The following is a 24,482-nucleotide window of genomic DNA, read 5'->3' as shown; positions in this document are numbered from 1 at the left end:
ACCAACACTCTTGTCGGGTTGTTTTTTTTTTTTCACAGTCCCTAACTGTTATTATTGACCTGGGTGGTTTAATCCCCCCCCCGCCCCCCCCCCGGGGGCGCGGGGCGGGGGGGGCCCCCCCCCCCCCGCGTCGAGGAGGCGTTGATCCCGGTGGGGAACGGCCTGCAGGCCCGGCTGGAGCGCGATGTCCTCGTCTCCGAGCGCTCGGGCCTGCTCGCCGCCCTGAATGCGGTGGACGGCTCCCTCTGCTTCGGCCGTATCGATCTCCGGGACGGCGCCGCGCACCATATCGGCCGTATCGGTATTCGTGAGGACGACACCGAGCACACGCCCCTTCTGATCGACTGGCGGGCACCGGTCGCGCGGCCGTTCTATCTCGCGACCGGGCATACGCCGATGGGGCTGCGCCGGCGCAGACACCTCACCACCGAGGGCCGCACGGTGACCGAGCTGCACGACGAGATCCTCGACCTGGGGGACGACGAGCGCAGCGGCTTCGAGGACCCGACCGGTGACGCCGTGCTGCTCGCCGCGCTCAGCTCCGCCCGCACCGGCCGCATGGGCGACATCGTGCGGACGATCCAGGCGGAGCAGGACCGGATCATCCGGGCTCCGCACCGTGGTGTCCTCGTCGTCGAGGGCGGCCCCGGCACGGGCAAGACGGCGGTCGCGCTGCACCGTGCGGCCTTCCTCCTCTACGAGCACCGCGAACTCCTCGCCAAGCGCGCGGTCCTGGTCGTGGGCCCCAACCCGGCCTTCCTCCGCTACATCGGCGAGGTGCTGCCCGCGCTCGGCGAGACCGGGGTCATGCTCGCCACGCAGGCCGAGCTGTTCCCCGGCGTCCACGCCCGGGGCACCGACACCCCCCGGGCGGCGGCCGTCAAGGGCGGGGCGGCGATGGCCGAGGCGCTCGCCCTCGCCGTACGCGACCGGCAGGCGCTGCCCGAGCCCGGCGCACCGGTGATCGTCCCGCACGACGACGGTGACCTCGTCCTGGACTGGGAGATCGCCTACGAGGCCCGGCAGGCCGCTCGCGAGACCCGGCTGCCGCACAACCTCGCACGCCCGTACTTCACCTTCCACGTCATCGACGCCCTCACCGCGCAGCTCACCGAACGCATCGGCGCGGACCCGTACGGCGGCCCCAACTTCCTGGGCGCGGACGACGTCGCCCAGCTCGGCAAGAGCGTCGCCACGAGCGAGGAGGTGCACGCCGCGATCGGCGAGCTGTGGCCGCAGCTCACCCCGCAGGAGTTCCTCGCCGGCTACCTGGCCGAGCCGGTGTACCTGCCGGACGAGGACGCCGAGGCCGTCCGGCGGGCCCCCGGCGACGGGGAGTGGACCCCGGCCGACGTGCCGCTCCTCGACGAGGCCGCCGAGCTGCTCGGGTCCGACGACAGTGCCGAGCGGGCCGCCGCCGAGGCCGAGCGCCAGGAACGGGTGGCCTACGCGCAGGGCGTCCTGGATCTGTCGCTGGGGTCGGAGACGTACGAGTTCGAGGACGAGGAGGAGTCGGAGATCCTCGCCGCGCACAACATCATCGACGCCGAGCGGATGGCCGAGCGCCATGAGGAGGCCGACCACCGCAGCGCGGCCGAGCGGGCGGCGGCCGACCGGACATGGGCTTTCGGGCACATCATCGTCGACGAGGCGCAGGAGCTCTCGCCCATGGCCTGGCGGCTGCTGATGCGCCGCTCACCGACCCGTTCGCTGACCCTGGTCGGGGACCCGGCGCAGACCTCGGAGGAGGCGGGCGTCGGCTCGTGGGACAGGATCCTGGAGCCGTACGTCGGCGACCGCTTCGAGCACGTGCGGCTGGGGGTCAACTACCGTACGCCCGCCGAGATCATGGAGCTGGCGGCCCGGGTGATACAGGCCGAGGACCCGTCGTTCGAGCCGCCCGGGTCGGTGCGGTCCACCGGCGAGACGCCGTGGACGCGGGACTCGGGCGCGGATCTGGCGGACGCGGTGGCGCGGGCCGTCGAGGAGCTGACGCCGGAGGAGGGCCGCCTCGCGGTGATCGCGCCTCGCGAGCTGCACGAGGAGATCGCGGCTCCGCTCGACGGCATCACGGCGGGCGACGAACCCGACCTCACCCGCCCCGTGGTGCTGCTCGGCCCGCGCGAGGCGAAGGGGCTGGAGTTCGACCACGTCCTGGTCGTGGAGCCCGGCAGGTTCGGGACCAGTGACCTGTACGTGGCACTGACCCGGGCGACGCAGCGGCTGGGCATCGTGCACCGGGAGGGACTGCCGGAGTCGCTGCGCTGAGGCGCGCGGGCGCGGGGACGTCCCGTGCGGCCGGTGCGGGTCCCGGCAGCGTCCAGCCGCCGGGACCCGCACCGGCCGGACCGTCAGCGGGCCATCAGTGCGAAGACACCCCAGCCGAGGTGTTCACGCGCGTGGCGCGCGTAATCGGCGGGGCCGGTGGTGAGCTCGGCCCGTACCTGCGGGGCCAGCTCGTCATCGGCGTTGGCGTCGAGCCAGCGGCGGAGGTTGAGCCACTGCGCCGCCTGGTAGCGGTCCCAGCTGTCCTGATCGGCCAGCACCATCTCCACGACGTCGTACCCGAGGTCGCCGAACTGCCCGATCAGCTCCGGCAGGACCAGGAAGTCCTCCTTGGAGCGTGCGTGGCAGGCCACGGCGGTCTCCTCGTCCGGCACTTCCCGGCGCCAGTACGGCTCGCCGATCAGCATCAGTCCGCCGGGGCGGAGACTGCGGGCCAGCAGCTCGGCGGTGCCCGCCACGCCGTTGCCGATCCAGGTGGCACCGATGCACGCGGCGAGGTCGACCGGCTCGTCCGAGACATGGCCGGAGGCGTCGTCATGGACGAAGGTGACCCGGTCGGCGACACCGAGTTCGGCGGCGCGGGCGCGGGCCGCCTCGGTGAACACCGTGCTGATGTCCACCCCGGTCCCGGTGACACCGTGGTCACGGGCCCAGGTGCACAGCATCTCGCCCGACCCGCTGGCGAGGTCGAGCACACGGGTTCCGGGCGCCAGGTGGAGCGCCTGGCCCAGGGCGGCGAGCTTGCCGGGGGTCAACGGATTGTGGATGCGGTGGCTGGACTCACGGATGGTGAAGATGCGTGGAAGATCCACGAGAGGTGATCCTTCGGTTCGATGAGGTCATGGTGTCTGTGGAGGGCAGCCGACCGGAGTCGGCAGCCGTGGCCCGGACCGTCATCAAAAGCACCTCGTCCTCTGCGCGTGGATCTCGAACCCGGCGAACATAGGCCGTCACGGCCGGGGTCTCCACCGATTTATCCGGCCCGTCGCGCTCTCTGCGCGCCGTGTGGCTCACCGCCTGCGTGTGTCGGCGCTCGGCGTGTCGGCGCTCGGCGTGTCGGTGCTCGGCGTCCCGGCGCTCGGGTCCCGAGTCCCGGGGTCCGAGCGTCGACCCCGGTAGTTCACCCTTTCGGGGCCCGGAATCAGGGGTTCCGCCCGACGCTTGAGCTTCGGGACCCGGGCGTCGGGATCCGAGGGCCGGGATTCGAGCGATGCCTTTGACCGGTAGGGAAAGAAGGGGGTTTGGGAAACCTCCCCACCCTCCCTGACCCGTCACGGCCAGCAAGTATGACTAATCGTGACCGACTTGCGGCGGAGCGTGGCGACTGCCTACGGTGCGGGAACCAAGAACCAAGCGACCCCGACGCGGTGTAGAAGCACCGGGCCGGGGTCTCACCTCAAGATCGAAGGACCCCCGATCTCGTGGCTATCCAGCACCCTAGCCCCGCCCTGTGCGCCCCTGCATCCTCGCGCCCGTACCCGATGGCCAAGCCCGGTTACGGCAAGCGCTCCATGCCTGGACAACTCCCCCGCAGCTCAGCCGACTTCGCCCTGCTGCCCGCCCGGGAGCGGTACGTCGCCGGATACATCGACCACCTGCCCGACGGCGCCTCCATGGACGTCAAGAGCCTCGCCAAGCAGCTGCCGCTGTACGGCCAGCAGGCCGTCGGTTCCGCGCTGAAGGCGCTGGCGGCCGCCGGATACCTGCGGCGCGTACGGTGCCTGGTCGGCGAGCTGGGCCAAGTCCGCTGGGTGTCCCGGACGTTCTGGTCACGCACCGCCCGCGACAACGAGTGGTGGGCCGCCACCGAGGTCACCACGACGGCGCTCGCTCCGCCGGTGGCCGCCGCCCCGGCCCCCGAGCCCGCCGCCGCGCCTCCACCTGAGCGGGCCCCCATGGCGGCCCAGGCCCAGGCCCCGACCCAGGCCCCGGGCGCACCCGAGCCCGCACCCGCACGTGAACCCTCATCCGCGCCCGCCGATCCCCCCGCGCCCGCACCCGCACCCGCCCCCGCGGTGCCGCAGCAGCGGACCCCGGCGCCGGAGCCCGCCGGGCACTCCCCCGCCTACCTCGCCCTCGCGCGGCTCGGCCGCGTCGACTCGCGCCTGGCCCTGTCCGCCGCCGACTGCGCGGTCCTGGAGCCCCTCGCCGCCGGGTGGTTCGCGCGCGGCGTCGACGCGGACTACCTCACGCGGGCCCTCACTGCCGGGCTCCCAGCCCAGGTCGACTACCCCGTCGGCCTCGTACGCCGCCGCCTCACCGTCAAGATCCCGCCGCACGCCCCCACCGCGCCGACGCCGCCCGCGCCGGGGGCCCCCGTCCACCGCGTGATGCTGGAGTGCACCAGGTGCGGCACCCCGGGCCGGGCGGAGGCCCTCCCCGACGGTCTCTGCCGCCCGTGCCGCGCGCCCGGCCAGGAGGAGGCCCCGGTGCAGCGGCCGAGCGAGCAGGACGTGCGTACGTTCGCCGCCGGGCTGAGGACCCTGCTCAAGTCCCCCTGACCCGGCCGGTGCGACACGTCAGCCCACCAGCAGGTCCTGCTTCAGGTCGCGGAGGTCCCTGGCGTCCAGGCCGAGCGCCTTCTTCTCGTAGGCGCCGAACGAGCCGAACGCCTTCCCGACTTCCTGGAAGCCGGAGTTGAGGTACTCGGGGCGCACGTCCAGCAGCGGCTTGTACACCGCGGCCTGCTCGGCCGGCATCGAGGCGAGCGCGGCCGCGTTGGCCTCGGCGCGGTAGTCGTTGGAGGCGAGGTAGTCCTCCATGACCGTGGAGCGCGGGACGCCGAGCGCCGTGAGCAGGGCCGCGTTCGCCCAGCCCGTGCGGTCCTTGCCCGCCGTGCAGTGGAAGACGACGGCATGCGCGGAGTCGTCCGAGATGCCGCCGAAGACGGTGCGGTAGGCGGACTTCGCGGTGTCGCCGCTGACCATGAACTTCTCGCCCTCGACCATCATCGCGACGCCCTCCTCGGGGGTCGTCGGCATCGCGGTGAAGGTCGGCGATCCCGCCAGCACGTCGGCGACGACGTGCCTGGCTCCCGCCGGGACGCGGTCGGGGCCCGCCGTGCGCTCGGACTCCATGCGCAGGTCGTAGACCGTACGGACCGACAGCCGCTTCAGCTTCGCCAGATCGGCGTCGGTGAGCTTGTCCAGGGCGTCGGAGCGGTAGATCTCGCCCATCTTCACCCAGTGGCCGTCGGTGGTGCGGTAGCCCCCCGCGTCACGGAAGTTGACGGACCCCTCGAGCTGGATGAGCCGGTCGGCGAGGTGCAGGGAACCACCACGCTCGGGCACCAGGTCGAACCACTGGCGGTCGGCGGGACGCAGCCCCCGCACGGTGACCTTGCCGGTCGCCCCGCCGGACGCCACCGTGCGCCCGTTCGCCTTGACGGCGACACGGCGCACGCCGGGCGCCTTCCACTCCACCGTGTACGAGCCGTCGTCCTGCGCGGTGACCTCGGCCTGGGTGAACGGGATGCGTGCGTGGGCGCCCCACCCGGAGTGGGCGGGGGCGCCGTGGGCCGAGACGGCCGGGGCGGTTATCCCGACGAGGAGCGCGGCGGCCAGGGCGCAGGTGGAGGCCTTTACACGAGTCATGTGCGTCATGCATGGATCTTCTGAGGGCTTGACGGTCGTCGCCGTAATGGCTGGTGAACGCAGCGGGAATCCGGGCCGAACAGCGTTCTCCGCAGCCCGGACCGACCACCCCGTCTCCGCAGCCCACGCCGATCCTGCCGATCACGGCGATCACGGCGATCCTGCCGACGTACGGTCGCGGTCCGGTCGGGTCCGCTCCCCTTGACCTTGACACGGTGACAAGGTCTTCACTGTGGCCGAGGAGGTGGTCCCGATGACCATGGCGGATCAGGACACGGACGTGACGCGAGGGCTCCGGGGGCTGGAGCACGGCGACGCGTCCGTACGGCTGCGGGCGGCGATGGCGGTCGGCACGGCCCCGGACCCCCGGTACGTCGGCACGCTCGTCGAGCGGTGCGCGACCGAGCCCGACTTCCAGGTGCGCGAGCTGCTCACCTGGGCGCTCACCCGCCACGCGTCGTCGATGACGGTCCCCGCGCTCATAGGGGAACTCCGTTCGGAGCGGGTGCAGGCGCGCAGCCAGGCCCTGCACACGCTGTCCAAGATCGGCGATCGGCAGGCGTGGCCCGCGATCACCCGGGCGCACCTGACCGACACCGACGACGACGTGGCGCGGAGCGCCTGGCGGGCGGCGGTCGTCCTCGTCCCCGAAGGGGAGGAGCCCGCCCTGGCCGAGGTGCTGGTGACACAGCTCGGGCGCGGCGGGCGCGACACGCGGCTGAGTCTCAGCCGGGCGCTGATCGCCCTCGGCGAGGTGATCGTGCCGGTTCTGCGCTCGGCGGCGAAGAGTCCCGCCGCCGGCGTGCGCGAGCACGCGGGGGCCACGGAACAGCTGCTGCGCGACCCGGATGCCGGATTCGATTACGCCGTCGAGGAGGCGAAGCGCATCGTGGCCCTGGGAACGCACGTCCAGGAGGAGTGACAGGCAGTGTTGATCGGTGATGTGGCACGGCGGTCCGGGGTCAGCGCCCGCATGCTCAGGCACTACGAGTCGCTCGGCCTGGTGCGGCCGACGGGGCGCACCGGCGGGGGCTATCGCGAGTACTCCGGCGAGGACATCCGGCGGATCTTCCACATCGAGAGCCTGCGGTCACTGGGGCTGTCGCTGCGCGAGGTCGGGCGCGCGCTGGACGACCCCGGTTTCACGCCGTCGAAGCTCGTCGACGACCTCGTCCGCAGGACACAGGAGCGCATCGCCGGTGAGACGGCGCTGCTCACCCGGCTCCACCGGATCGACGCCGCGGACCCCGAGGGCTGGGAGGACGTCCTCCAGACCGTCGCACTGCTCCAGGCCCTGGGCTCGGACAGCGCCGGGAAACGCCAGCGTGCGGCACTGTCCTCGGCCGAAGGGGACCCGGTGCCGGTGGAGGCGCTGGTCGAGGCAGCGCTGAGCGAGACGGACCCGCACGTCGCCGGTGCCCTTCGATGGGCTCTGGCGCAGTCGGGCGACACCGGTGCGGCGCTGCTGGCGGAGGGCCTCGGGTCACCGGTGGCCGCGGTGCGCAGACGGGCCGCACGGTCCCTCGCCGAGATCCCGGACGACGGGGCGACGGTGCTGCTGCGGGAGGCCCTCACCGACTCCGACATCGTGGTCCGCCGGTGCGCGGCCCTGGCGCTCGGGGCGCGCGGCGTGACCGACGCGGTCCCGACGCTCGTCACCATGGTCGTGGACGGGGCCAACGACGTCGACGCGGCCGATGCCCTCCGGGCGCTGGCGGACGGTCCCGGCCCGGCGGACCGGATCGCCACCACGCTCGTCGACCGCCTCGCCCGGCGCTCCGCCGGCTCGTCCGTACGCCGGCGGCTGACCCAGGCACTCGCGGAGATCCCGGGTGACGCGGCGTCACGGGCCCTGGCGGATCTGTCGCACGACGCGGACCGTGCCGTCGCGCTCACCGCGGCCTACGTCCTCACGCTGCGCGCCGCCGGGCAGGGGTGAGCGCGGCGTTCGCGCACGGGACACCGCACCCGACCGCACCGGGCACAGGATGTCGGGTCCGGCAGGGTGGGTCCTTCCTAACGTGGCAGCTGAAAGGAAGGAGTCCGGGATGCTGGACCGGCTGAACCAGGCCATGGAACACATCGAGTCCCACCTCGACCAGCCGATCGACGTGGCGGCCCTCGCACAGATCGCGGTGACGTCGGAGTACCACTTCCGGCGGATGTTCTCCGCCCTGGCGGGCCTCCCGCTGTCGGAGTACGTCCGGCGACGGCGGCTCACCGTGGCGGGCGCCGAGGTGCTCTCGGGCGACCGGACGCTGCTGGACGTGGCGACCCGCTACGGCTACGGCTCGGGCGAGGCCTTCGCGCGGGCGTTCCGCGCCATGCACGGCGTGGGCCCGGGCGAGGCCCGGCGGAGCGGTGCGGCGCTGCACTCCCAGCCCCGGATGTCCTTCCGCCTCGTCATCGAAGGGAGCAGCAGCATGCGGTACAGGATCGTGGAGAAGGACGCCTTCCGTGTCGTCGGCAGGAAGGCCCGCGTACCCCTCGTCCACGAAGGGGCGAATCCGGCGATCGCCGGCTTCATCCGGTCCATCGGCGCCGACACCATGCGGCGCGTCGCCGCACTCTCCGACCAGGAGCCGGCGGGGATCGTCGGGGTCAGCGACCAGCTCGACCCGAGCCGGGCGGAGGGCACCGAACTCGACTACTACCACGGGGTGGTGACGGGAGCCGACGTGCCCGAGGACATGGACGCGCTGGCCGTCCCGGCGGGCATGTGGGCCGTCTTCGAGAGCTCGGGGCCCTTCCCGAAGACACTCCAGTACCTCTGGCGGGACGTGTTCACCCAGTGGTTCCCGTCGAACCCGTACGGGAGCAGGCCCGGGCCCGAGATCCTGGGCGTGCGGCTCTCCGAGGACGGGACGCACGCGGACGCGGAGCTCTGGATCCCCGTGGAACGGTCCGCCGCCTGACCGGTCAGTGGGGGCCGTTCAGCCTCTCCTCGATCCAGGCGAGGCCGAAGTCCAGAACTTCGGCGGCTTCGAAGATGTGGCTGTCGGCGGCTCCCACTCTCCCCCGGATCCCGGTTCCGGCGGCCAGCATGTCCCGGGCGATCGTCTCGAAGGGGTCCTGGCCGCCGGGCGTGACCGATGAGTAGTCGAAGGCCCCGCCCGAGGAGTCGATGTCACGGAACCGGCGCCAGACGCGCCGCCCGCCGTCGTCGAGGACCGGCTGCTCGTACTCCACGAACCGCTTGCCCGGCGCGTCGGCGAGTGCCTCCGCGTGGTGCAGGAGGGTGAGGGTCTCCAGCGGTGCGCCCAGCATCAGCACCCTGCCGCCCAGGGCGACCAACCGGGCGAGCGGGCTGCCGGGGCCGTGCGGGTCGTCCCACGGGTGGTCGTCCGTCAGCGCGGCGGCCTCAGCCCCGAGCGCGGCGCAGCTGACGTCGGGGTGCCGGCTGCGGACGGCCCCCGGCCATCGGCGCAGCGCTTCCGGGAGGCGGCCGTTGTCGTGGTCCGCCTCGCTCAGCTCCGGGTCGTACGCGGGGTGTTCGGCCCGTACGGCGTCCTGCCAGGGCCGGGGCCAGCCGGTGAAGTCGTACGGCAGGGCGTCGTTCCAGCCGCAGGTCACCATCAGCGTGCCCCGCTCCCCCACGGTGTCCAGGAGGGCGCCGATGAGCGCCGGGGGGCCTCCGGCCACATAGCCGAGGGCGGACATCCGCGTATGGAACATCACGGTGTCGCCCTCGCCGAGACCGAGCGCGGACAGGTCGCGGACCAGCCGGCCGCGGGTGACGGGACCGTCGGAACGCGCGAGCAGAGCGGCCTGGTCCGGGGGCGGTTCGTCCATGGAGGCGACGCTACCGTCCCCCTGCCGCCCGGGGCCGGGTCCGGGCCCGTAGCGCCCGCCCAGCACCGCACCCAACCGCATGCCGCCCCCTGTCGCCGGCCCGGCTCGGTCGTGCCGGACGGTGGGCGGTCTGCCAGAACAACTTCATCGCTCCGTAACAGAGTTGGCGGAGTCAGGGGCCCCAGGAACCACTCCGCCCGGTCCGGCCGTCCTCACGCGCGAACCACCGCGCCGGTCACAGTGGGTGCCGCGCGGGACACACCACGCATCCAGGGGGCAGCATGACCACTCACGGCAGTACGCGACCACACGACGGCCGTGCGGTCAGCGCCGGCACGCCCTCCGCGCGCGGCGCCCGTACGGCCCTCCGGGGCTACGCCAGGGGCGCCCTGCTGCTCGCACTCGCGCTGGGAGCCACCACCGCCTGCAGCCAGACGTCGGACGGCGGCGGGTCGTCGAAGGGCGGCAGCCAGAAGGCCCGGGACTGGAAGGCCGGCGACTGCGCCGGGCCGGACACGAGCACCTCGAAGGACGGCTACCAGCCCCTCGACTGCGACGACCCGAAGGCGACGATCAAGGCGCTCGAGGTCAAGGACGGCGAGATCTTCGCCGGGGCGGTCGAGTGTCCGGCCGGGACCGACGAGATCATCTCGGTGAAGGTCTCCTTCGGCGGGGACGCCTCCACCGGCGGCATCCCCAGCAAGACCATCTGCGGCCGCAACCTCTCCGGCGACCACCCCGGTGACGCGGGAGCGGGCGGCGGACAGCTCGTGGTGGGCGACTGTGTGGACGACCGGGCGAAGGAGGTCGCCTGCGCGAGCGGCGGCGGCAACAAGGTCCTCGCCCTCACCAAGACCGCCGAGGAGTGCCCGGCGGACGCGGACAATCCCATCGAGCTGTTCCCGAGCCCGGGGCGCCCGTACAACGCGATCTGCACCAGCAAGGCCTGACGGCCCCTCACGTACGGGCCCGCCCCGCTCCGGCCGGCCCGACGGGACGACGGCGGGCCGCGGCGCGACATGCCGCAGGTCCCGGCTGGACGACGCCGGGTCCCGCATCCACGGGTGCGGGACCCGCGTCTCGGCACGCCGCTCGGCCGCGGTGCCGAACTCTGCGCGATGTCTTGACGTGCCCCTGCCTAGATGGCTTTATGGGAGCGCTCCCACGTCACATCCGATGTTTGCGTCACCCGGCACCCACCTTTCTGGAGTCGCAGTGAGATCAGCAACGAGCACGGCACGGAAGAGCCCCTTAACCGCACTGCTGAAGAGCCTGGCCGTCCTTCTCGGCGTCGTCCTGCTGGGTACGCTCGGCCCGGCCTCGGCGCAGGCCGGGCCCGTCCGGGCGAAGGCAGCGGCCACCGGCCTGCACATCAGCGACGGCCGCCTGCTGGAGGGCAACGGCAACGACTTCGTCATGCGCGGCGTGAACCACGCGCACACCTGGTACCCGGGTGAGACGCAGTCGCTGGCCGACATCAAGGCGTTCGGCGCCAACACCGTCCGCGTCGTCCTCTCCGACGGCCACCGCTGGACGAGGAACGGCCCCGACGAAGTCGCCGGCATCATCGACGACTGCAAGACCAACCGGCTGATCTGCGTACTGGAGGTGCACGACACCACCGGCTACGGCGAGGACACGGCAGCGGGCACACTCGACCACGCCGCCGACTACTGGATCAGCCTCAAGGACGTCCTCGCGGGCCAGGAGGACTACGTCATCGTCAACATCGGCAACGAGCCGTGGGGCAACACCGACCCCGCCGGCTGGACCGCGCCCACGACCGCCGCCGTCAAGAAGCTGCGCGACGCCGGCTTCGCCCACACCATCATGGTGGACGCCCCCAACTGGGGTCAGGACTGGCAGGGCGTCATGCGCGCCAACGCCCAGGCCGTGTACGACGCCGACACCACGGGCAACCTGATCTTCTCGATCCACATGTACAGCGTCTACAACACGGCCCAGGCGGTCACCGACTACCTGAACGCCTTCGTCGACGCAGGACTGCCCCTCCTCATCGGAGAGTTCGGCGGACCGGCCGACCAGTGGGGCGACCCGGACGAGGACACCATGATGGCCACCGCCGAAGAGCTCGGCCTCGGCTACCTGGCCTGGTCCTGGAGCGGAAACACCGACCCGATCCTCGACCTGGCCATCGACTTCGACCCGAGCCGGCTGAGCTCCTGGGGCGAGCGCATCTTCCACGGCGCCGACGGCATCGCCCAGACCTCCCGGGAGGCCACCGTCTTCGGTGACGGCGGCGACCCGGACGACACACAGGCCCCGACCGCCCCCGGCACCCCGACCGCCTCCGCCGTGACGGCCACCTCCGCCACCCTCACCTGGCCCGCCGCAACGGACAACGTTGCCATCGCCGGCTACGACATCGTCCGCGTCAGCGCCGGAGGCGAGACCACGGCCGCCTCGTCCACCAGCAACACCGTCACCGTGACCGGCCTCACCGCCGACACGGCGTACTCCTTCGCCATCTACGCCCGTGACGCGGCCGGCAACCGCTCGGCCCGGTCCGCCACGGTGAGCGTCACCACGGACAAGACCGGACCCACCCCGGGCGTCGGCTGCTCCGTCGGCTACCGGGTGGTCGGCGAGTGGCCCGGCGGGTTCCAGGGCGAGATCACCATCCGCAACACCGGCGCGAGCGCCGTCAACGGCTGGAACCTCGCCTTCGCCTTCGCCGACGGCCAGACCGTCTCCAACATGTGGGGCGGGACCCCCACGCAGAGCGGCTCCACGGTCAGCGTCGCCCCCGCCGGATACACGGCCGCGATCGCCGCGAACGGCTCGGTGACCCTCGGCTTCACCGGCACCAGGAGCAGCACCAACACGGCCCCGAAGGCCTTCTCCCTCAGCGGCACCGCCTGCACGACTGCCTGACCCCGGCGTGACCGGCAGGGGCTCCGCCCCTGCCGGTCGCTCCTCCCCCCTTCCCTGGCCGCCGCCGACTCGCCATGATCATGAAGTGCGGACTCACGGCAAGGCGGAACAACTGGTCCAGGCGGCGGAGGACGGCGACACCGCCCTGGTGGCCCGGCTCCTCGACGAGGGCGTGCCGGTCGACGCCTACCGGGCGGGTGGCCGCACCGCCCTCGACCTCGCGGTGCGCCAGGGCCACAGCGACGTGGCCCGCCTACTCCTGGCGGCCGGTGCCGATCCGGAACAGCGGGCCGGCGAATGGCACGAGCTGACGGTCCTGGGAATGGCCGCGACCTTCAGGAGGACGGAAATCGCACGCCTCCTGCTCGACGCGGGTGCCCACCCGGACACGGAGGGCCGCACCGGATTCCCGCTCCTCTTCGCCGCCACCTCCACCGCACCCGGGCCGAACTGCCCGGAGATCGTCGATCTGCTGCTGGACCGGGGCGCCGACATCGGCCTCCGGATGAGGGACCTCACGTCCCTGGAGTGGGCCGTGTGGTTCAACCACGTCGACATGGTGCGGCAGTTGCTCCGCCGGGGCGCCGAGCCGTCGCCCGAGGCCGAGAAGCTCGCAGTCGAGCGGGGCCGTCGCTTCCCTCAGGAGCGGCCGGACTGCCGGCGCGTCATCGAGGCGCTGCGCGCCGCCACCCGGCCCTGAGAGGATCGGCCCGTGATCCGCGACCTGTACAACGTGCACACGGTGGGCCCCGGAGCCGGGCCCGCTCCGCTGACGCCCGACGAGGAGCAGCGCGCCAGGGCGACCCTGTTCACCGAACTGGGCAACACGATCGCCGACCGCGGCTGGACGCGCTTCCCCGCGTACAGCCCCGAGGAGCGCCGGCGGCTCGTGGACGTGGCCCGCATGCTGAGCGAGCACTGGGGCATCGCGGTCTCGGTCGAGGCGGAGGACGAGTGCGCCATGCGCCTGTCCCTCGCAGGCCACGCACCGATCGCCTGACGGCCCAGGTCATCATTGCGGCATGACGCCGCACAGAACTCCCCTCCACGCGCTCGTCGTTGTCGACGTACAGCGCGCGTTCGTCCGTGGTGACGGCGCGCTGCCCGGGGCTGCGCGCCTCGTGGACCGCACCGCGGACCTGATCACCCGCGCAAGGACGGCCGGTGCGCTCGTCGTCCACGTCCAGAACGACGGGCCCGCCGGCTCGGACGACGAACCCCACACCGCCGGCTGGGAGCTGCACCACTCCGTCGAGGCGGGGCCCACGGAGGCGGCGATCCGCAAGACCCATGACGACGCGTTCCAGGAGACGCCGCTGGAGGCCCTGTTGGCCGCGCAAGGCGTACGGTCACTCGTCGTCTGCGGCCTGATGTCCGAGATGTGCGTACAGGCGACGGCCCGTACGGCCGTGGCGCACGGCTACCGGGTGGTCCTGCCGTACGACGCCCACGGGACGCATGACATCCCGGCGGAGCCCGGCATCAGCCCCGCGGTTCCGGCGGCCACGGTCTCGCGGGTCGCCGCCTGGCCCCTGAGCAGGGATGCCGACGTCACGGCCAGGGCCGCCGACGTCACGTTCACCGCCCCTCCACTCAGCACCCCCTGACGACGCCTCAGTAGAACGCCCGCCCTGGAGGTCCAAGCGCGGTGGACGTGTCGGCGGCCGCTTCCGGGGCGTGGGTGGCGAGCGGCGCCGGCGCTCCCCGACTCCGGACGCGGTATCGGACACCGGTCGGTACGGTCACGGATCGGTCTCTCCCCCGGTCACTCCCGCCGCCTCCCTCCAGGCTGTCCCCCATGGACCGGACGGCGGGAAGCGGCGGGGCGGGGATGACGGTCGGCTCGTGCCTCTTCAGAGGCTGTGTCACGGTCCTCGGTCTGTGCCTCGCGTTGGTCGTCTGGGTGATGATCTGGATGTCGGTCCAGCCCGGACGCAACGAGGACACCGCCCGTGCGGACATGCGCGCGGGCGCCGAGAGCCGGAAGGAACTCCTCGCCCTTCAGGCGGCCGACGGCCGGCTGACGGACACCGAGATCGCGTCGAGTCTGGGCGGGATGGGCAAGGGCAAAGGGCGGCTCGCCGTCGACCGGGACGCCGGATCCATCCGGATCACCACCCAACTCGAGGGCGTGGGACCGGGTTTCCTCCTCACCCACGAGACGATCACCGTGGGGTGCTACGTCTTCGACGTCACGCCGCGGCGGGGCGGGAAGCCGCGGGTCGCCATGCGGGAGACCGAGAGGGAGATGTGCCGGTCCCTCCCCTGGGTCAGTCCCTCCCTGACCCCCGCCCCGACGGCCGTCACACCGTCGGCCTCCCCTTAGCGGTGGCGGTGGCCCCGGAGCCGCCCCGTCTCCCGTCGTCCGTCAGCCGCAGGCCGGTCACGGGTCAGTCGCCGTCGAGTCCGTCGACCAGACGCCGGAGTTCGCGGGCGCCGCGCGGCGACAGCGCGCCCATCACGGTGCCGAGGAGCTCCCGCGCCTCCAGCGGGTGGCCGCAGCAGTCCCATTCGCTGTTGCCCAGTTCGTAGTCACGCCACAGCGCGCCCAGCGGCTGCCGCACATGACGCCTCCAGACGCGCACCGCCTCGCTGACCCGGCCGGGCTCCAGGTAGTTGCGGTCCAGTTCCAGGCGGGCGATCTCCGCCAGGGTGCGCGAGGACAGGCCGTCGATGACGGTGCTCGGGCCGTTCGCCCGGCGAGGGCGGACCGGGCCGTTTCGGAGGTGTCCTGCGCGGCTACGCGGCATGGACCTTTCGGTTCGTCGTCATGCCGCACAGCGTGCCACGCCCGCGCACGGCTGTCTCCCTCGTTTCCGGGAGCCCGGCCGCGCCCGCCGTGCCCGGGGCACCTGTCGTGTCCCGGGGCACCTGTCGCGGCGGGCCACCGGCCGTGGCAGACGGCCCTGCGCGGCGACTGCTGAGAGGCTGCCGCCATGACCTCTCTGCCCCGGTTCGCCCCCATGCTCGCGACCCCCGGCCGGCTGCCCCCCGCCGCCGTGGACGAGCAGTGGGCGTACGAGGTGAAACAGGACGGCCAGCGGGCCATGGCCTACCTGCCGGGGGACGGATCGGTCCGGCTGCTGGCCAGATCCGGGGCCGACATCACCCCGGCGTACCCGGACCTGGCGGGGCTCGGGCCCGCTCTGGGCGGGGTAGCGGCGGTGCTGGACGGCGAGATCGTCGCCCTGGACGACCAGGGGCGCAGCGACTTCGAGCGTCTGCAGCAACGGATGGGGCTCTCCGGCTCACCCGCGAAGGCCGCGCGCATGGCGCAGCGGGTCCCGGCCCACCTGGTGCTGTTCGACGCCGTGTTCCTGCGCGACCGCAGCCTGGTGCCGCTGCCCTACACGGAGCGGCGGGCGGCGCTGGAGGGGCTCGGGCTGGACGGCCCGCGCTGGTCGACCCCTGCGGTGGTCGTCGGGCACGGTGAGGAGGCCCTGACCATGACGCGGGAGGCCGGGCTGGAGGGCGTGGTCGCGAAGCGGCTGGGCTCCGTGTACGAGCCTGGCGTCCGCTCCCGTACGTGGATCAAGATCCGCCATGCCCGCACGGTGGACGTGATCGTCGGAGGCTGGGTGCCCGGCCGGGGGCGGCTGGGCGGCCTGCCGGGGGCGCTGCTCGTCGGTGAGCGGCACCCGGGCGGCCTGCGCTACGCGGGCAGCGTCGGCACCGGGTGGAGCGACGCCGAGCGGACCAGACTCGCGGGGCTCCTCCGGGTGGCCGCGGTCGACACGTGCCCCTTCGACAAGACGCCACCGGTCGCGGGCGCCCACTGGGTGCTGCCACGGCTGGTCGGCGAGGTGCGGTACTCGACCCGGACCAAGGCGGGACGGCTGCGCCAGCCGTCCTGGCACCGACTGCGGCCGGACCTCGCACCGGACGACATCGGGTGAGGGACCCGGTCAGGACGCCGCCTTCTTCTTCGCCGCCGTCTTCCGGGCCGGCTGCTTCCCTCCCGCCGCCGTCTTTCCGGAGGACGTCTTCGCGGAGGCCGTCTTCCGGGAGCCCGTCTTCTTCGCGGCCGGGGCCGCCTTCTTCCGGGCGCGGGGCTTGTCGCGCGTCATCTCGTGGACGGTCGCGTCCTCGCCCCGCGTCTCCTTGGCCGCCTTCACGGACGCGTTCAGCGCGGCCATCAGGTCCATGACCTTCCCCGGCTCCTCCTCCGCCTCCCCCGCCGCCGCCGGGACCGCCTTGCCCTCGGACTTGGCCGCGAGCAGCTCCTCCAGCGCCTCCCGGTAGTGGTCACGGAAGCCGGAGAGGTCGTCCAGGGCCATGCTGTCGGTCAGCTGCACGGCACGGGCGATCTCGTCCTCGTCCAGCTCGGTCTCCCGGGGTGCCAGTGACTCGGGGCTGCGGATCTCGTCCGGCCAGCGCATCGAGTGCAGCACGATGGCCTCCTCGCGCACCCGGAGCAGGCCGAGCCGCTCACGGTTGTGCCAGGCGAACTTCGCCACGGCCACCTTGTCGCTGCGCTCCAGCGCCTTCCGCAGCAGCGCGTACGGCTTCGCCGCGACCTGGCCGTCGACCGCGAGGTAGTAGCTGTCGCTGATCCGGACGGGATCGATGTCGTCGGCGTCCACGAACGCGACGATCTCGATGGCCTTCGCCGTCGGCAACGGCATCCGGTCGAGTTCCTCGTCCGTGACGGGCACGGTCCGGTCCTTGGCGACCTCGTACCCCTTGCCGATCTCGTCCTGCGAGAGGACCTCGCCGTCGATCTCGCACACCTTGCGGGTACGGATCCGGCCCATGTCCTCCTGGTGGTACTGGTGGAAGGAGATCGAGTGGTTCTCGGTGGCGGACACCACCTTGATCGGGATGGTGACCAGCCCGAAGCTGATCGCTCCTGTCCACAGGGGCCGTGGCATCCGGTACCTCCAGACCCCCCTGGCGGCTGGGCCGGGAGGCGGACCGGTGCGCCTGGAAGGGAGACCGGCCCGAGAGGGCCGAGGCGCCACCGGGCCACCGCCCGTATCCACGATCCTCGCGCCCCCGCCCCCGGACCGCATGTGGATCACCGGGGAGCGGTCACCCGCGGGACGGAGTCACCAGGCGGCGACGCCGTCCTCGTCGAAGAAGCCGCCGGTCGGGCCGTCCGAACCGATCAGCGCCATGCGGACGATGACCTCCGCGCCTTCCTCCACGCTCTTGGGGCCCGTGTGCCCGTTGAGGTCGGTGGCGGTGTAGCCGGGGTCCACGGCGTTGAACCTGATGCCCGGGTACGCCTTCGCGTACTGCGACGTCACCATGACCAGGGCGGTCTTGGACGAGTTGTAGTCGAGCAGCAGCACACCGGACTCGACGCGGCTCGGGTCGTTCGTCGCCGCCAGCGAACCGAGACCGCTGGCCACGTTGACGACGACCGAGTCCTTCCCCGCGTCCAGCAGCGGGAGGAATGCCTTGGTCACCCGTACGGCGCCGAAGACATTGGTCTCGAACGTCCTCGCCATGTCCGCCCCGGTCGTCTCGCCGACCGGCTTGCCGGCGCCGCCGATCCCCGCGTTGTTGACGAGGACGTCCAGCCGGCCCGCGTCCTCGCGTACGAAGTCGGCGGCGGCCCGCACGGAGTCCTCGTCGGTGATGTCGAGCCGGACGAAGCGCGCGCCGAGGCGGGCGGCCGCCTCCTCCCCGAGCCGGGTGTCGCGCGCCCCGGCGTAGACCGTGTGCCCGGCCTCGACGAGACGGCGGGCGGTCTCGAAGCCGAGGCCCTTGTTCGCTCCGGTGACGAGGGTGGTGGTCATGGTGACGCTCCCGTGTTCAGCAGTAGGTCGGTCGATGCGTCCAGCCTCCTCGGCGCCACGGAGGACAGGCAGTACCCGCCTCAGCGGGTGGACTGCCAGTACCAGGCTGTCGCGCGCCCCCGCACGGATACTGGAGGGGTGAGCGCATCCCGGCAGAACCCGGCCAAGGCCCCGGACTCCCCTTCGGGAGCCCGGGACTCCAACGACCTGGGCAGGGCGCTGCACGGCTGGCGCGACCGGATCTCCCCCGCCACCGTGGGCCTCCCCGCCGGCGGGGTCCGGCGGGCAGCCGGGCTGCGCCGGGAGGAACTGGCCCAGCTCGCCTCCCTGTCCGTGGACTACATCACCCGCCTCGAACAAGGCCGGGCCACCTCCCCGTCGCCTCCGGTCCTCGCCTCGCTGTCCCGCGCCCTGCGCCTGTCCCGCGACGAACGCACCTACCTGTACCTCCTCGCCGGACAGCCCGAACCCGGCCCCGGCCACATCTCGTGCCACATCCCGCCCGGACTCCGCAGGCTGCTCGACCAGTTGAACGGCACCCCGCTGAGCGTCCACGACGCCGCGTGGAACCTCCTGGAGTGGAACCCGTCCTGGGCGGCCCTGCTCGGCGAACCGTCCGCGCAGCGTGGTCGCGAACGCAACATCGCCTGGCGGCAGTTCACCGGCCGCTACGGCTACGCCCGGCCCACCCCCGAGCAGCGCGCCGGATTCGAGGCCGCGATGGTCGCCGACCTCAGGGCGTCCACCGCCCGCTACCCCGCCGACCAGGAACTCCGCTCCCTGATCAAGGACCTGCGGCAGGAGAGCGCCCGCTTCTCGGAGTTGTGGGACTCGGGCATCGTGGGCGCTTACGAATCGGCGAGCAAGAACATCGACCACCCCGAGATCGGTCCGTTCGTCCTCGACTGCGATGTGCTGATCGCCCCGGGCAGCGACCTGCGGGTCGTCGCGTACACGGCGGCACCCGGCAGCGAGGGCGCCGCCCGGCTCGCCCTGCTCGATGTCATCGGCACCCAGGCGATGACCTGAGCGGCGGACCGCGTAAGACGGGAACCCCCGCACCGCGACAGGCGACCTCACACCACACATCTCCCCCACTCATCCTCCACATTTTCATCACAATTGCGCTTCCTTTCCGCCGAAGGGACCGCCCCACCGGTCCTCCGCTGCGAGCATCGCCCCCCGGCTGCACAGCAGTTCGGAAGCACTTTGGGGGGCACATGAAGACGCGCGTGACGAACGGCCGGCTCGGACTGTCGGCGGGGGCCGCGGCCCTGGCGCTTGCTCTGGCCGGATGCGGGGGCGCAGGCGACGACGGCGTGAGCAAGGACGCGAAGCCCGTGGCGGCGTCCGCCTCACCCTCGGCGGAACGGGCGCGGACGCTCGCGCTCGCCGACGACACGGCGAGCGCGGAAGCCGGCCGGGAGATCGAGATCGAGGCGTTGGCCAATGACCTGGTGACCCTGGAGGACGGCACCGACGCGGCGCTCCTGGACACCTACGGAGCAGCCGAGTTGACCGTGACCGCGGACAGCCCGACGCCGCACGGGACCGTCACCGTCGAGGGCGCCTCGCTGGTGTACACCCCGGCGGACGGCTACGCCGGCGAGGACGAGTTCACGTACGAGGTCGCGTTGAAGGGCGCGAAGGGCGGGGCCCCGGCGGCCGACAGCGCTCTCGTGCGGATCACCGTGTCCGCACCCACCCCGTCCCCGACCCCCACGCCCACGCCCACGCCCACGCCCACGCCCACGGTCGCGAAGACACCGAAGGCGAAGCCTGCCGCACCCACGGTCCGTTACGCGAACTGTGACGCCGCACGGGCCGCCGGCGCCGCTCCCGTCCGGCGCGGCGACCCGGGTTACGCCGCGCACCTGGACCGGGACGGTGACGGAGTCGGCTGCGAGCCGTACGGATCGTCGAGCGGGGGCTCGTCCGGGGGCACGTCCGGCGGGAGTTCGAGCGGGGGGTCCACCGGCGGGGGCGGCACCTCCTACGCCAACTGCACCGCCGTCCGCGCCGCCGGGGCCGCCCCCATCCACCGCGGGGACCCCGGATACGGGTCCCACCTCGACCGGGACGGTGACGGAGTCGCCTGCGAGTAGCTCCACACCTCCTCACCCCTCAGCCGCCTCCGGCCTTCGCCGGAGGCGGCTGCTCTTTTCCAATCTGATTCAAACGCGCTATAAATGAGCAACTTCGAGCATCATTCGCCTGGGTTCACGCAACCCGCATCCGCGAGGGAAGCCCATGCCGCTCATATCCACCGGTGAGATCACGCACGACGCACGGACCGGCAGGGCCGGCGTCGGTGCCTTCAACGTCGTGCAGATCGAACACGCGCAGGCCATCGCGAGCGGGGCGGAAGCCGCCGGGCTTCCGGTGATCCTCCAGATCAGCGAGAACACCGCCCGCTACCACGGCGCCCTCGAGCCGATCGGGCTCGCCTCGCTCGCCGTCGCCCGCGCCTCGGGCGTGCCGGTGGCCGTGCACCTCGACCACGCGGAGTCGGCGGGCCTGGTACGCGAGGCCGTCCGGCTCGGCTTCACCTCCGTCATGTTCGACGCCTCGGCGCTCCCGTACGACGACAACGTCGCCGCGACCCGCGAGATCACCGCCTACTGCCACGACCACGGGGTCTGGGTGGAGGCCGAACTCGGGGAGATCGGCGGCAAGGACGGGGCGCACGCCCCCGGCGTGCGGACCGACCCGGACGAGGCGCGGGCCTTCGTCGAGGCCACGGCCGTCGACGCGCTCGCGGTCGCGGTCGGCAGCTCGCACGCGATGCTGACCCGTGACGCCGTCCTCGACTTCGCGCTGATCTCCCGGCTGCGTGACGCGGTGGGGGTCCCGCTCGTCCTGCACGGCTCCTCGGGTGTCGGGGACGCGGGCCTCGCCGCGGCGATCGGCGCCGGCATGACGAAGGTCAACATCTCCACCCACCTCAACAAGCTGTTCACCCGGGCCGTCCGTACCCATCTGGACACCCACGCCGACGCCGCCGACCCCCGCGCCTATCTCGGCCCGGCCCGCGACGCGGTCGCCGCGGAGGTGGCACGCCTGCTGGACGTCCTGGCCCGGCCCGGGCGATAGGGTTCGGTCCGAGCAAGGAGGACCAGGTGGCGGCACACACACGATGGACCAGGCTGCTGGAGATCCTCAGCGACCAGGGCCACCTCGACGTACTCGACGCGGCCGAGAAGCTGGGCTGTTCCGCCGCCACCGTGCGCCGTGACCTGGACGAGCTCGCACGGCAGAATCTGCTGACCCGCACGCGGGGCGGCGCGGTGGTCAGCAGCGTCGCCTACGACCTGCCGCTCCGCTACAAGGCGGCTCGCAGGGCCGACGAGAAGCAGCGCATCGCCAAGGCCGCGGCCGAGCTGGTCCCGGCGGGCTCCACGGTCGGCCTCAACGGCGGCACGACGACCTCGGAGGTCGCCAGGGAGCTGGCTCTGCGGCCGGAGCCTTCGGGCGGGGGTACGGCCCTGACCGTGGTGACCAACGCGATCAACATCGCCAACGAGCTCGCGGTCCGCCCCCAGGTGAAGATCGTCGTCACCGGAGGGGTGGCCAGGCCGAACTCGTACGAACTCGTCGGCCCCCTGGTCGACTCCGTCCTGCGCACCTTCGCCCTGGACTACACGATCCTCGGCGTGGACGCGGTGCACCCCCGCTTCGGAGCGGCCACCCACGACGAGTCCGAGGCCGGCGCCAACCGCGCCCTCGCCGAGTGCGCGGGCACCGTGATCGTGGTCGCCGACTCCTCCAAGCTCGGGCGCCGCGCCTTCGCCCAGGTCTGCGAGACGAGCGCGGTGTCGGTCCTGGTGACGGACCAGGACGCGCCGGAGGACGTCGTCGAGGAGTTCACCGCCCTGGGGGTCGACGTCCTGCGGGTGTGACCCCGCCGGATCAGCGGTAGTCCTCCGGGTGGTCCTGCATCCAGGTGTTGATGCGGTCCCGGGTGCCGATCAGTTCGCCGCGGTGCTTCTCCAGGTTCGGGGTGGCGAGGTCGCCGTCCAGCGTCGTCCGCAGTGTGCCGATCCAGGCGATGGGCTCCTTGAAGTGGCCGGGGCCCTTCTTGTCGGCCTTCATCGCCTTGTCCAGGCGGTTCAGTTCGCTGTTGACCCGCCCGAGGAAGTAGGCGCAGTTCGCGCCCCCGGGGGCGCAGCCGTCCTGGTAGGTGGCCTGGAGCCCGGAGAAGGCGTCACGGACCAGCTCCGGTGCGTCCGGGTCCGCCTGGATGATCGGCGTCGGCGTGGGTGAGGGCGTGGCCGTCAGCTCCGCCTTCTCCACCTGGGCCCTGGCCGCCTGGGCCGCCGACGGGTCGACGTACGGGACGTCACTTCCCGGTCCGTCGGTGGTGGTCGCGGCGCTGCACCCCACCAGCAGCGCCCCCAGGATCACGGCCGGTATCGCGGCACGCAGGCCGGTGCGGATCAACATGAGGCCCCCCTCGTCGGTTGGCCCGGACCTTATCCCACGCCGGCGGCTCAGCCGGCGACCAGCTGCTCCTGCGTGGGGCGCACCGGTCAGCGCGGTGCACGAGAGCCGGCCCCTCGCGGTGGAGGCTCGCAGTGGCCCCCGATCCGGCCCGGCGGGCCCTTCACGACGTCATTTGCATATACATACCAACGAGTGCATACTCTTCCTATGTCTAAGGTTCTCACCTCCCTGCCCACCGGCGAGCGCGTCGGCATCGCTTTCTCGGGCGGCCTCGACACCTCGGTCGCGGTCGCGTGGATGCGCGACAAGGGTGCCGTCCCGTGCACCTACACCGCCGACATCGGCCAGTACGACGAGCCCGACATCGCGTCGGTGCCCGGCCGCGCGAAGGCCTACGGCGCCGAGATCGCGCGCCTGGTCGACTGCCGGGCGGCACTCGTCGAGGAGGGCCTGGCCGCACTCGCCTGCGGCGCGTTCCACATCCGCTCGGGCGGCCGCGCGTACTTCAACACCACGCCGCTGGGCCGCGCGGTCACCGGCACCCTGCTGGTCCGGGCGATGCTCGAGGACAACGTGCAGATCTGGGGCGACGGATCGACGTTCAAGGGCAATGACATCGAGCGGTTCTACCGCTACGGCCTCCTGGCCAACCCCCACCTGCGGATCTACAAGCCGTGGCTCGACGCCGACTTCGTCACCGAGCTGGGCGGCCGCAAGGAGATGTCGGAGTGGCTGGTGGCCCACGGGCTGCCCTACCGCGACAGCACCGAGAAGGCCTACTCCACCGACGCCAACATCTGGGGCGCCACCCACGAGGCGAAGACGCTGGAGCACCTCGACACCGGCGTGGAGACCGTCGAACCGATCATGGGCGTCCGTTTCTGGGACCCGTCGGTCGAGATCCCCACCGAGGACGTCACCATCGGCTTCGAGCAGGGCCGCCCGGTGTCGATCAACGGCAAGGCCTTCGCCACCGCCGTCGACCTGGTGAACGAGGCCAACGCGATCGGCGGCCGCCACGGCCTGGGCATGTCGGACCAGATCGAGAACCGCATCATCGAGGCGAAGAGCCGCGGCATCTACGAAGCCCCCGGCATGGCGCTCCTGCACGCCGCCTACGAGCGCCTCGTCAACGCGATCCACAACGAGGACACCGTCGCCCAGTACCACAACGAGGGCCGGCGCCTCGGGCGGCTGATGTACGAAGGCCGCTGGCTGGACCCGCAGGCGCTGATGGTCCGCGAGTCGCTGCAGCGCTGGGTCGGCTCGGCCGTCACCGGCGAGGTCACCCTGCGGCTGCGGCGCGGTGAGGACTACTCGATCCTCAACACCACCGGCCCCTCCTTCAGCTACCACCCGGACAAGCTGTCGATGGAGCGCACCGAGGACTCGGCGTTCGGCCCGGTGGACCGCATCGGCCAGCTGACCATGCGCAACCTCGACATCGCCGACTCGCGCGCCCGGCTCGAGCAGTTCGCCGGCCTCGGCCTCGTCGGCACGCCCCAGGCCACGCTGATCGGCGCGGCCCAGGCGGCGGCGACCGGTCTGATCGGCGCCATGTCGGAAGGCGGCGCGCAGGCCATCGCCTCACGCGGCGAGGTCTCCGGCGACGACGAGCTGCTGGACCGCGCCGCCATGGAGTTCGGCACCGACTGACCGGGGGACCGGGCCGGCCCGCCTCCGGGCGGGCGGCCTATCCTCGGATCCTCGGACACATACGCAGGAGAGC

24 protein-coding genes are annotated in these 24,482 nt (G+C 72.5%); 17 read left to right on the top strand and 7 right to left on the bottom strand.

Annotated features, from left to right (window positions below):
- The first annotated feature begins 141 nt into the window (after positions 1–141).
- Complete coding sequence (locus ACIRJR_RS29625; protein ID WP_403786227.1) at positions 142–2,268, top strand: HelD family protein; 2,127 nt, start codon at positions 142–144, stop codon at positions 2,266–2,268.
- Between the two features lie 83 nt (positions 2,269–2,351).
- On the opposite strand, the gene ACIRJR_RS29620 is transcribed toward ACIRJR_RS29625, so the two are convergent.
- The gene (locus ACIRJR_RS29620) at positions 2,352–3,098 is read right to left on the bottom strand and encodes an SAM-dependent methyltransferase (protein WP_403786225.1); all 747 of its coding nucleotides are present in this window, start codon (positions 3,096–3,098) and stop codon (positions 2,352–2,354) included.
- 609 nt (positions 3,099–3,707) lie between these two features.
- On the opposite strand from ACIRJR_RS29620, the gene ACIRJR_RS29615 reads away from it, so the two are divergent.
- Positions 3,708–4,787: a MarR family transcriptional regulator gene (locus tag ACIRJR_RS29615; protein ID WP_403786223.1), complete on the top strand. Its 1,080-nt coding sequence runs from the start codon at positions 3,708–3,710 to the stop codon at positions 4,785–4,787.
- 18 nt (positions 4,788–4,805) lie between these two features.
- Here ACIRJR_RS29615 and ACIRJR_RS29610 read toward each other — a convergent pair whose 3' ends face one another.
- Entirely contained in the window at positions 4,806–5,888 is a 1,083-nt protein-coding gene (locus ACIRJR_RS29610) for a tyrosine-protein phosphatase (protein WP_403786221.1), read from the bottom strand.
- Positions 5,889–6,132: 244 nt separating this feature from the next.
- On the opposite strand from ACIRJR_RS29610, the gene ACIRJR_RS29605 reads away from it, so the two are divergent.
- The 3 genes from ACIRJR_RS29605 to ACIRJR_RS29595 all read left to right on the top strand — a co-directional run bounded on the left by ACIRJR_RS29605 (position 6,133) and on the right by ACIRJR_RS29595 (position 8,794).
- Entirely contained in the window at positions 6,133–6,801 is a 669-nt protein-coding gene (locus tag ACIRJR_RS29605; RefSeq protein WP_403786219.1) for a HEAT repeat domain-containing protein, read from the top strand.
- A 6-nt stretch (positions 6,802–6,807) separates the two neighbouring features.
- Complete coding sequence (locus ACIRJR_RS29600) at positions 6,808–7,818, top strand: HEAT repeat domain-containing protein (RefSeq protein WP_403786217.1); 1,011 nt, start codon at positions 6,808–6,810, stop codon at positions 7,816–7,818.
- A 109-nt stretch (positions 7,819–7,927) separates the two neighbouring features.
- On the top strand, positions 7,928–8,794 hold the full coding sequence (locus tag ACIRJR_RS29595) for a GyrI-like domain-containing protein (protein ID WP_403786215.1): 867 nt from the start codon (positions 7,928–7,930) through the stop codon (positions 8,792–8,794).
- A 4-nt stretch (positions 8,795–8,798) separates the two neighbouring features.
- On the opposite strand, the gene aac(3) is transcribed toward ACIRJR_RS29595, so the two are convergent.
- Positions 8,799–9,671: an aminoglycoside 3-N-acetyltransferase gene (gene aac(3), locus ACIRJR_RS29590; protein ID WP_403786213.1), complete on the bottom strand. Its 873-nt coding sequence runs from the start codon at positions 9,669–9,671 to the stop codon at positions 8,799–8,801.
- Positions 9,672–9,952: 281 nt separating this feature from the next.
- Between aac(3) and ACIRJR_RS29585 the strand changes: the two genes are divergently transcribed.
- From ACIRJR_RS29585 to ACIRJR_RS29560, 6 genes are all read left to right on the top strand, one after another.
- Positions 9,953–10,621, top strand: a complete 669-nt coding sequence (locus ACIRJR_RS29585; protein WP_403786211.1) for a hypothetical protein — start codon at positions 9,953–9,955, stop codon at positions 10,619–10,621.
- Between the two features lie 265 nt (positions 10,622–10,886).
- On the top strand, positions 10,887–12,566 hold the full coding sequence (locus ACIRJR_RS29580) for a cellulase family glycosylhydrolase (protein ID WP_403786209.1): 1,680 nt from the start codon (positions 10,887–10,889) through the stop codon (positions 12,564–12,566).
- Positions 12,567–12,651: 85 nt separating this feature from the next.
- On the top strand, positions 12,652–13,266 hold the full coding sequence (locus ACIRJR_RS29575; RefSeq protein ID WP_403786207.1) for an ankyrin repeat domain-containing protein: 615 nt from the start codon (positions 12,652–12,654) through the stop codon (positions 13,264–13,266).
- Positions 13,267–13,278: 12 nt separating this feature from the next.
- Positions 13,279–13,566 carry a hypothetical protein gene (locus ACIRJR_RS29570; RefSeq protein WP_403786205.1) on the top strand — a complete coding sequence of 96 codons (288 nt, stop codon included), beginning with the start codon at positions 13,279–13,281 and terminating at the stop codon, positions 13,564–13,566.
- Between the two features lie 22 nt (positions 13,567–13,588).
- Entirely contained in the window at positions 13,589–14,173 is a 585-nt protein-coding gene (locus ACIRJR_RS29565) for a cysteine hydrolase family protein (protein ID WP_403786203.1), read from the top strand.
- A gap of 191 nt (positions 14,174–14,364) precedes the next feature.
- Complete coding sequence (locus ACIRJR_RS29560) at positions 14,365–14,892, top strand: hypothetical protein (RefSeq protein ID WP_403786201.1); 528 nt, start codon at positions 14,365–14,367, stop codon at positions 14,890–14,892.
- A gap of 64 nt (positions 14,893–14,956) precedes the next feature.
- On the opposite strand, the gene ACIRJR_RS29555 is transcribed toward ACIRJR_RS29560, so the two are convergent.
- Positions 14,957–15,316, bottom strand: coding sequence for a hypothetical protein (locus ACIRJR_RS29555; RefSeq protein WP_403786199.1), 360 nt, complete (start codon positions 15,314–15,316; stop codon positions 14,957–14,959).
- Positions 15,317–15,502: 186 nt separating this feature from the next.
- Here ACIRJR_RS29555 and ligD point away from each other — a divergent pair, with 186 nt between their 5' ends.
- On the top strand, positions 15,503–16,462 hold the full coding sequence (ligD, locus tag ACIRJR_RS29550; RefSeq protein ID WP_403786197.1) for a non-homologous end-joining DNA ligase: 960 nt from the start codon (positions 15,503–15,505) through the stop codon (positions 16,460–16,462).
- Positions 16,463–16,471: 9 nt separating this feature from the next.
- Here the strand turns inward: ligD and ACIRJR_RS29545 are convergent, their stop codons facing one another.
- Positions 16,472–17,437 carry a Ku protein gene (locus ACIRJR_RS29545; RefSeq protein WP_403786195.1) on the bottom strand — a complete coding sequence of 322 codons (966 nt, stop codon included), beginning with the start codon at positions 17,435–17,437 and terminating at the stop codon, positions 16,472–16,474.
- Between the two features lie 177 nt (positions 17,438–17,614).
- Positions 17,615–18,310: an SDR family oxidoreductase gene (locus tag ACIRJR_RS29540; RefSeq protein WP_403786193.1), complete on the bottom strand. Its 696-nt coding sequence runs from the start codon at positions 18,308–18,310 to the stop codon at positions 17,615–17,617.
- Positions 18,311–18,448: 138 nt separating this feature from the next.
- On the opposite strand from ACIRJR_RS29540, the gene ACIRJR_RS29535 reads away from it, so the two are divergent.
- The 4 genes from ACIRJR_RS29535 to ACIRJR_RS29520 all read left to right on the top strand — a co-directional run bounded on the left by ACIRJR_RS29535 (position 18,449) and on the right by ACIRJR_RS29520 (position 22,209).
- On the top strand, positions 18,449–19,339 hold the full coding sequence (locus ACIRJR_RS29535; RefSeq protein ID WP_403786191.1) for a helix-turn-helix transcriptional regulator: 891 nt from the start codon (positions 18,449–18,451) through the stop codon (positions 19,337–19,339).
- 191 nt (positions 19,340–19,530) lie between these two features.
- A complete protein-coding gene (locus ACIRJR_RS29530; protein WP_403786189.1) occupies positions 19,531–20,415 on the top strand; it encodes an excalibur calcium-binding domain-containing protein in 885 nt (294 codons plus the stop codon).
- 145 nt (positions 20,416–20,560) lie between these two features.
- Positions 20,561–21,403 carry a ketose-bisphosphate aldolase gene (locus ACIRJR_RS29525; RefSeq protein ID WP_403786187.1) on the top strand — a complete coding sequence of 281 codons (843 nt, stop codon included), beginning with the start codon at positions 20,561–20,563 and terminating at the stop codon, positions 21,401–21,403.
- A gap of 26 nt (positions 21,404–21,429) precedes the next feature.
- A complete protein-coding gene (locus ACIRJR_RS29520) occupies positions 21,430–22,209 on the top strand; it encodes a DeoR/GlpR family DNA-binding transcription regulator (RefSeq protein WP_403786185.1) in 780 nt (259 codons plus the stop codon).
- A gap of 10 nt (positions 22,210–22,219) precedes the next feature.
- Here the strand turns inward: ACIRJR_RS29520 and ACIRJR_RS29515 are convergent, their stop codons facing one another.
- Positions 22,220–22,753, bottom strand: a complete 534-nt coding sequence (locus ACIRJR_RS29515; protein ID WP_403786183.1) for a hypothetical protein — start codon at positions 22,751–22,753, stop codon at positions 22,220–22,222.
- Between the two features lie 207 nt (positions 22,754–22,960).
- On the opposite strand from ACIRJR_RS29515, the gene argG reads away from it, so the two are divergent.
- Positions 22,961–24,409 (top strand): argininosuccinate synthase, encoded by a 1,449-nt coding sequence (argG, locus tag ACIRJR_RS29510; RefSeq protein WP_403786181.1) that lies wholly within the window; start codon positions 22,961–22,963, stop codon positions 24,407–24,409.
- Positions 24,410–24,482 lie beyond the last annotated feature (73 nt).

Origin of the sequence: Streptomyces sp. NPDC102402 (assembly GCF_044765765.1) — a bacterium.
Classification (GTDB): Bacteria; Actinomycetota; Actinomycetes; order Streptomycetales; family Streptomycetaceae; genus Streptomyces.
Note: the sequence above shows the minus strand (reverse complement) of the source record. Positions and strands in the feature narration are given on the sequence as shown.

Excerpts from the sequence above, each read along its gene's own strand:
- ACIRJR_RS29530 (WP_403786189.1), top strand. The coding sequence starts at position 19,531 with ATGAAGACGCGCGTGACGAACGGCCGGCTCGGACTGTCGGCGGGGGCC.
- ACIRJR_RS29610 (WP_403786221.1), bottom strand. The coding sequence starts at position 5,888 with ATGACGCACATGACTCGTGTAAAGGCCTCCACCTGCGCCCTGGCCGCC.
- ACIRJR_RS29595 (WP_403786215.1), top strand. The coding sequence starts at position 7,928 with ATGCTGGACCGGCTGAACCAGGCCATGGAACACATCGAGTCCCACCTC.
- ACIRJR_RS29585 (WP_403786211.1), top strand. The coding sequence starts at position 9,953 with ATGACCACTCACGGCAGTACGCGACCACACGACGGCCGTGCGGTCAGC.
- ACIRJR_RS29560 (WP_403786201.1), top strand. The coding sequence starts at position 14,365 with ATGGACCGGACGGCGGGAAGCGGCGGGGCGGGGATGACGGTCGGCTCG.
- ACIRJR_RS29605 (WP_403786219.1), top strand. The coding sequence starts at position 6,133 with ATGACCATGGCGGATCAGGACACGGACGTGACGCGAGGGCTCCGGGGG.
- ligD (WP_403786197.1), top strand. The coding sequence starts at position 15,503 with ATGACCTCTCTGCCCCGGTTCGCCCCCATGCTCGCGACCCCCGGCCGG.
- ACIRJR_RS29525 (WP_403786187.1), top strand. The coding sequence starts at position 20,561 with ATGCCGCTCATATCCACCGGTGAGATCACGCACGACGCACGGACCGGC.
- ACIRJR_RS29515 (WP_403786183.1), bottom strand. The coding sequence starts at position 22,753 with ATGTTGATCCGCACCGGCCTGCGTGCCGCGATACCGGCCGTGATCCTG.
- ACIRJR_RS29565 (WP_403786203.1), top strand. The coding sequence starts at position 13,589 with ATGACGCCGCACAGAACTCCCCTCCACGCGCTCGTCGTTGTCGACGTA.
- ACIRJR_RS29555 (WP_403786199.1), bottom strand. The coding sequence starts at position 15,316 with ATGCCGCGTAGCCGCGCAGGACACCTCCGAAACGGCCCGGTCCGCCCT.
- argG (WP_403786181.1), top strand. The coding sequence starts at position 22,961 with ATGTCTAAGGTTCTCACCTCCCTGCCCACCGGCGAGCGCGTCGGCATC.
- ACIRJR_RS29545 (WP_403786195.1), bottom strand. The coding sequence starts at position 17,437 with ATGCCACGGCCCCTGTGGACAGGAGCGATCAGCTTCGGGCTGGTCACC.
- ACIRJR_RS29540 (WP_403786193.1), bottom strand. The coding sequence starts at position 18,310 with ATGACCACCACCCTCGTCACCGGAGCGAACAAGGGCCTCGGCTTCGAG.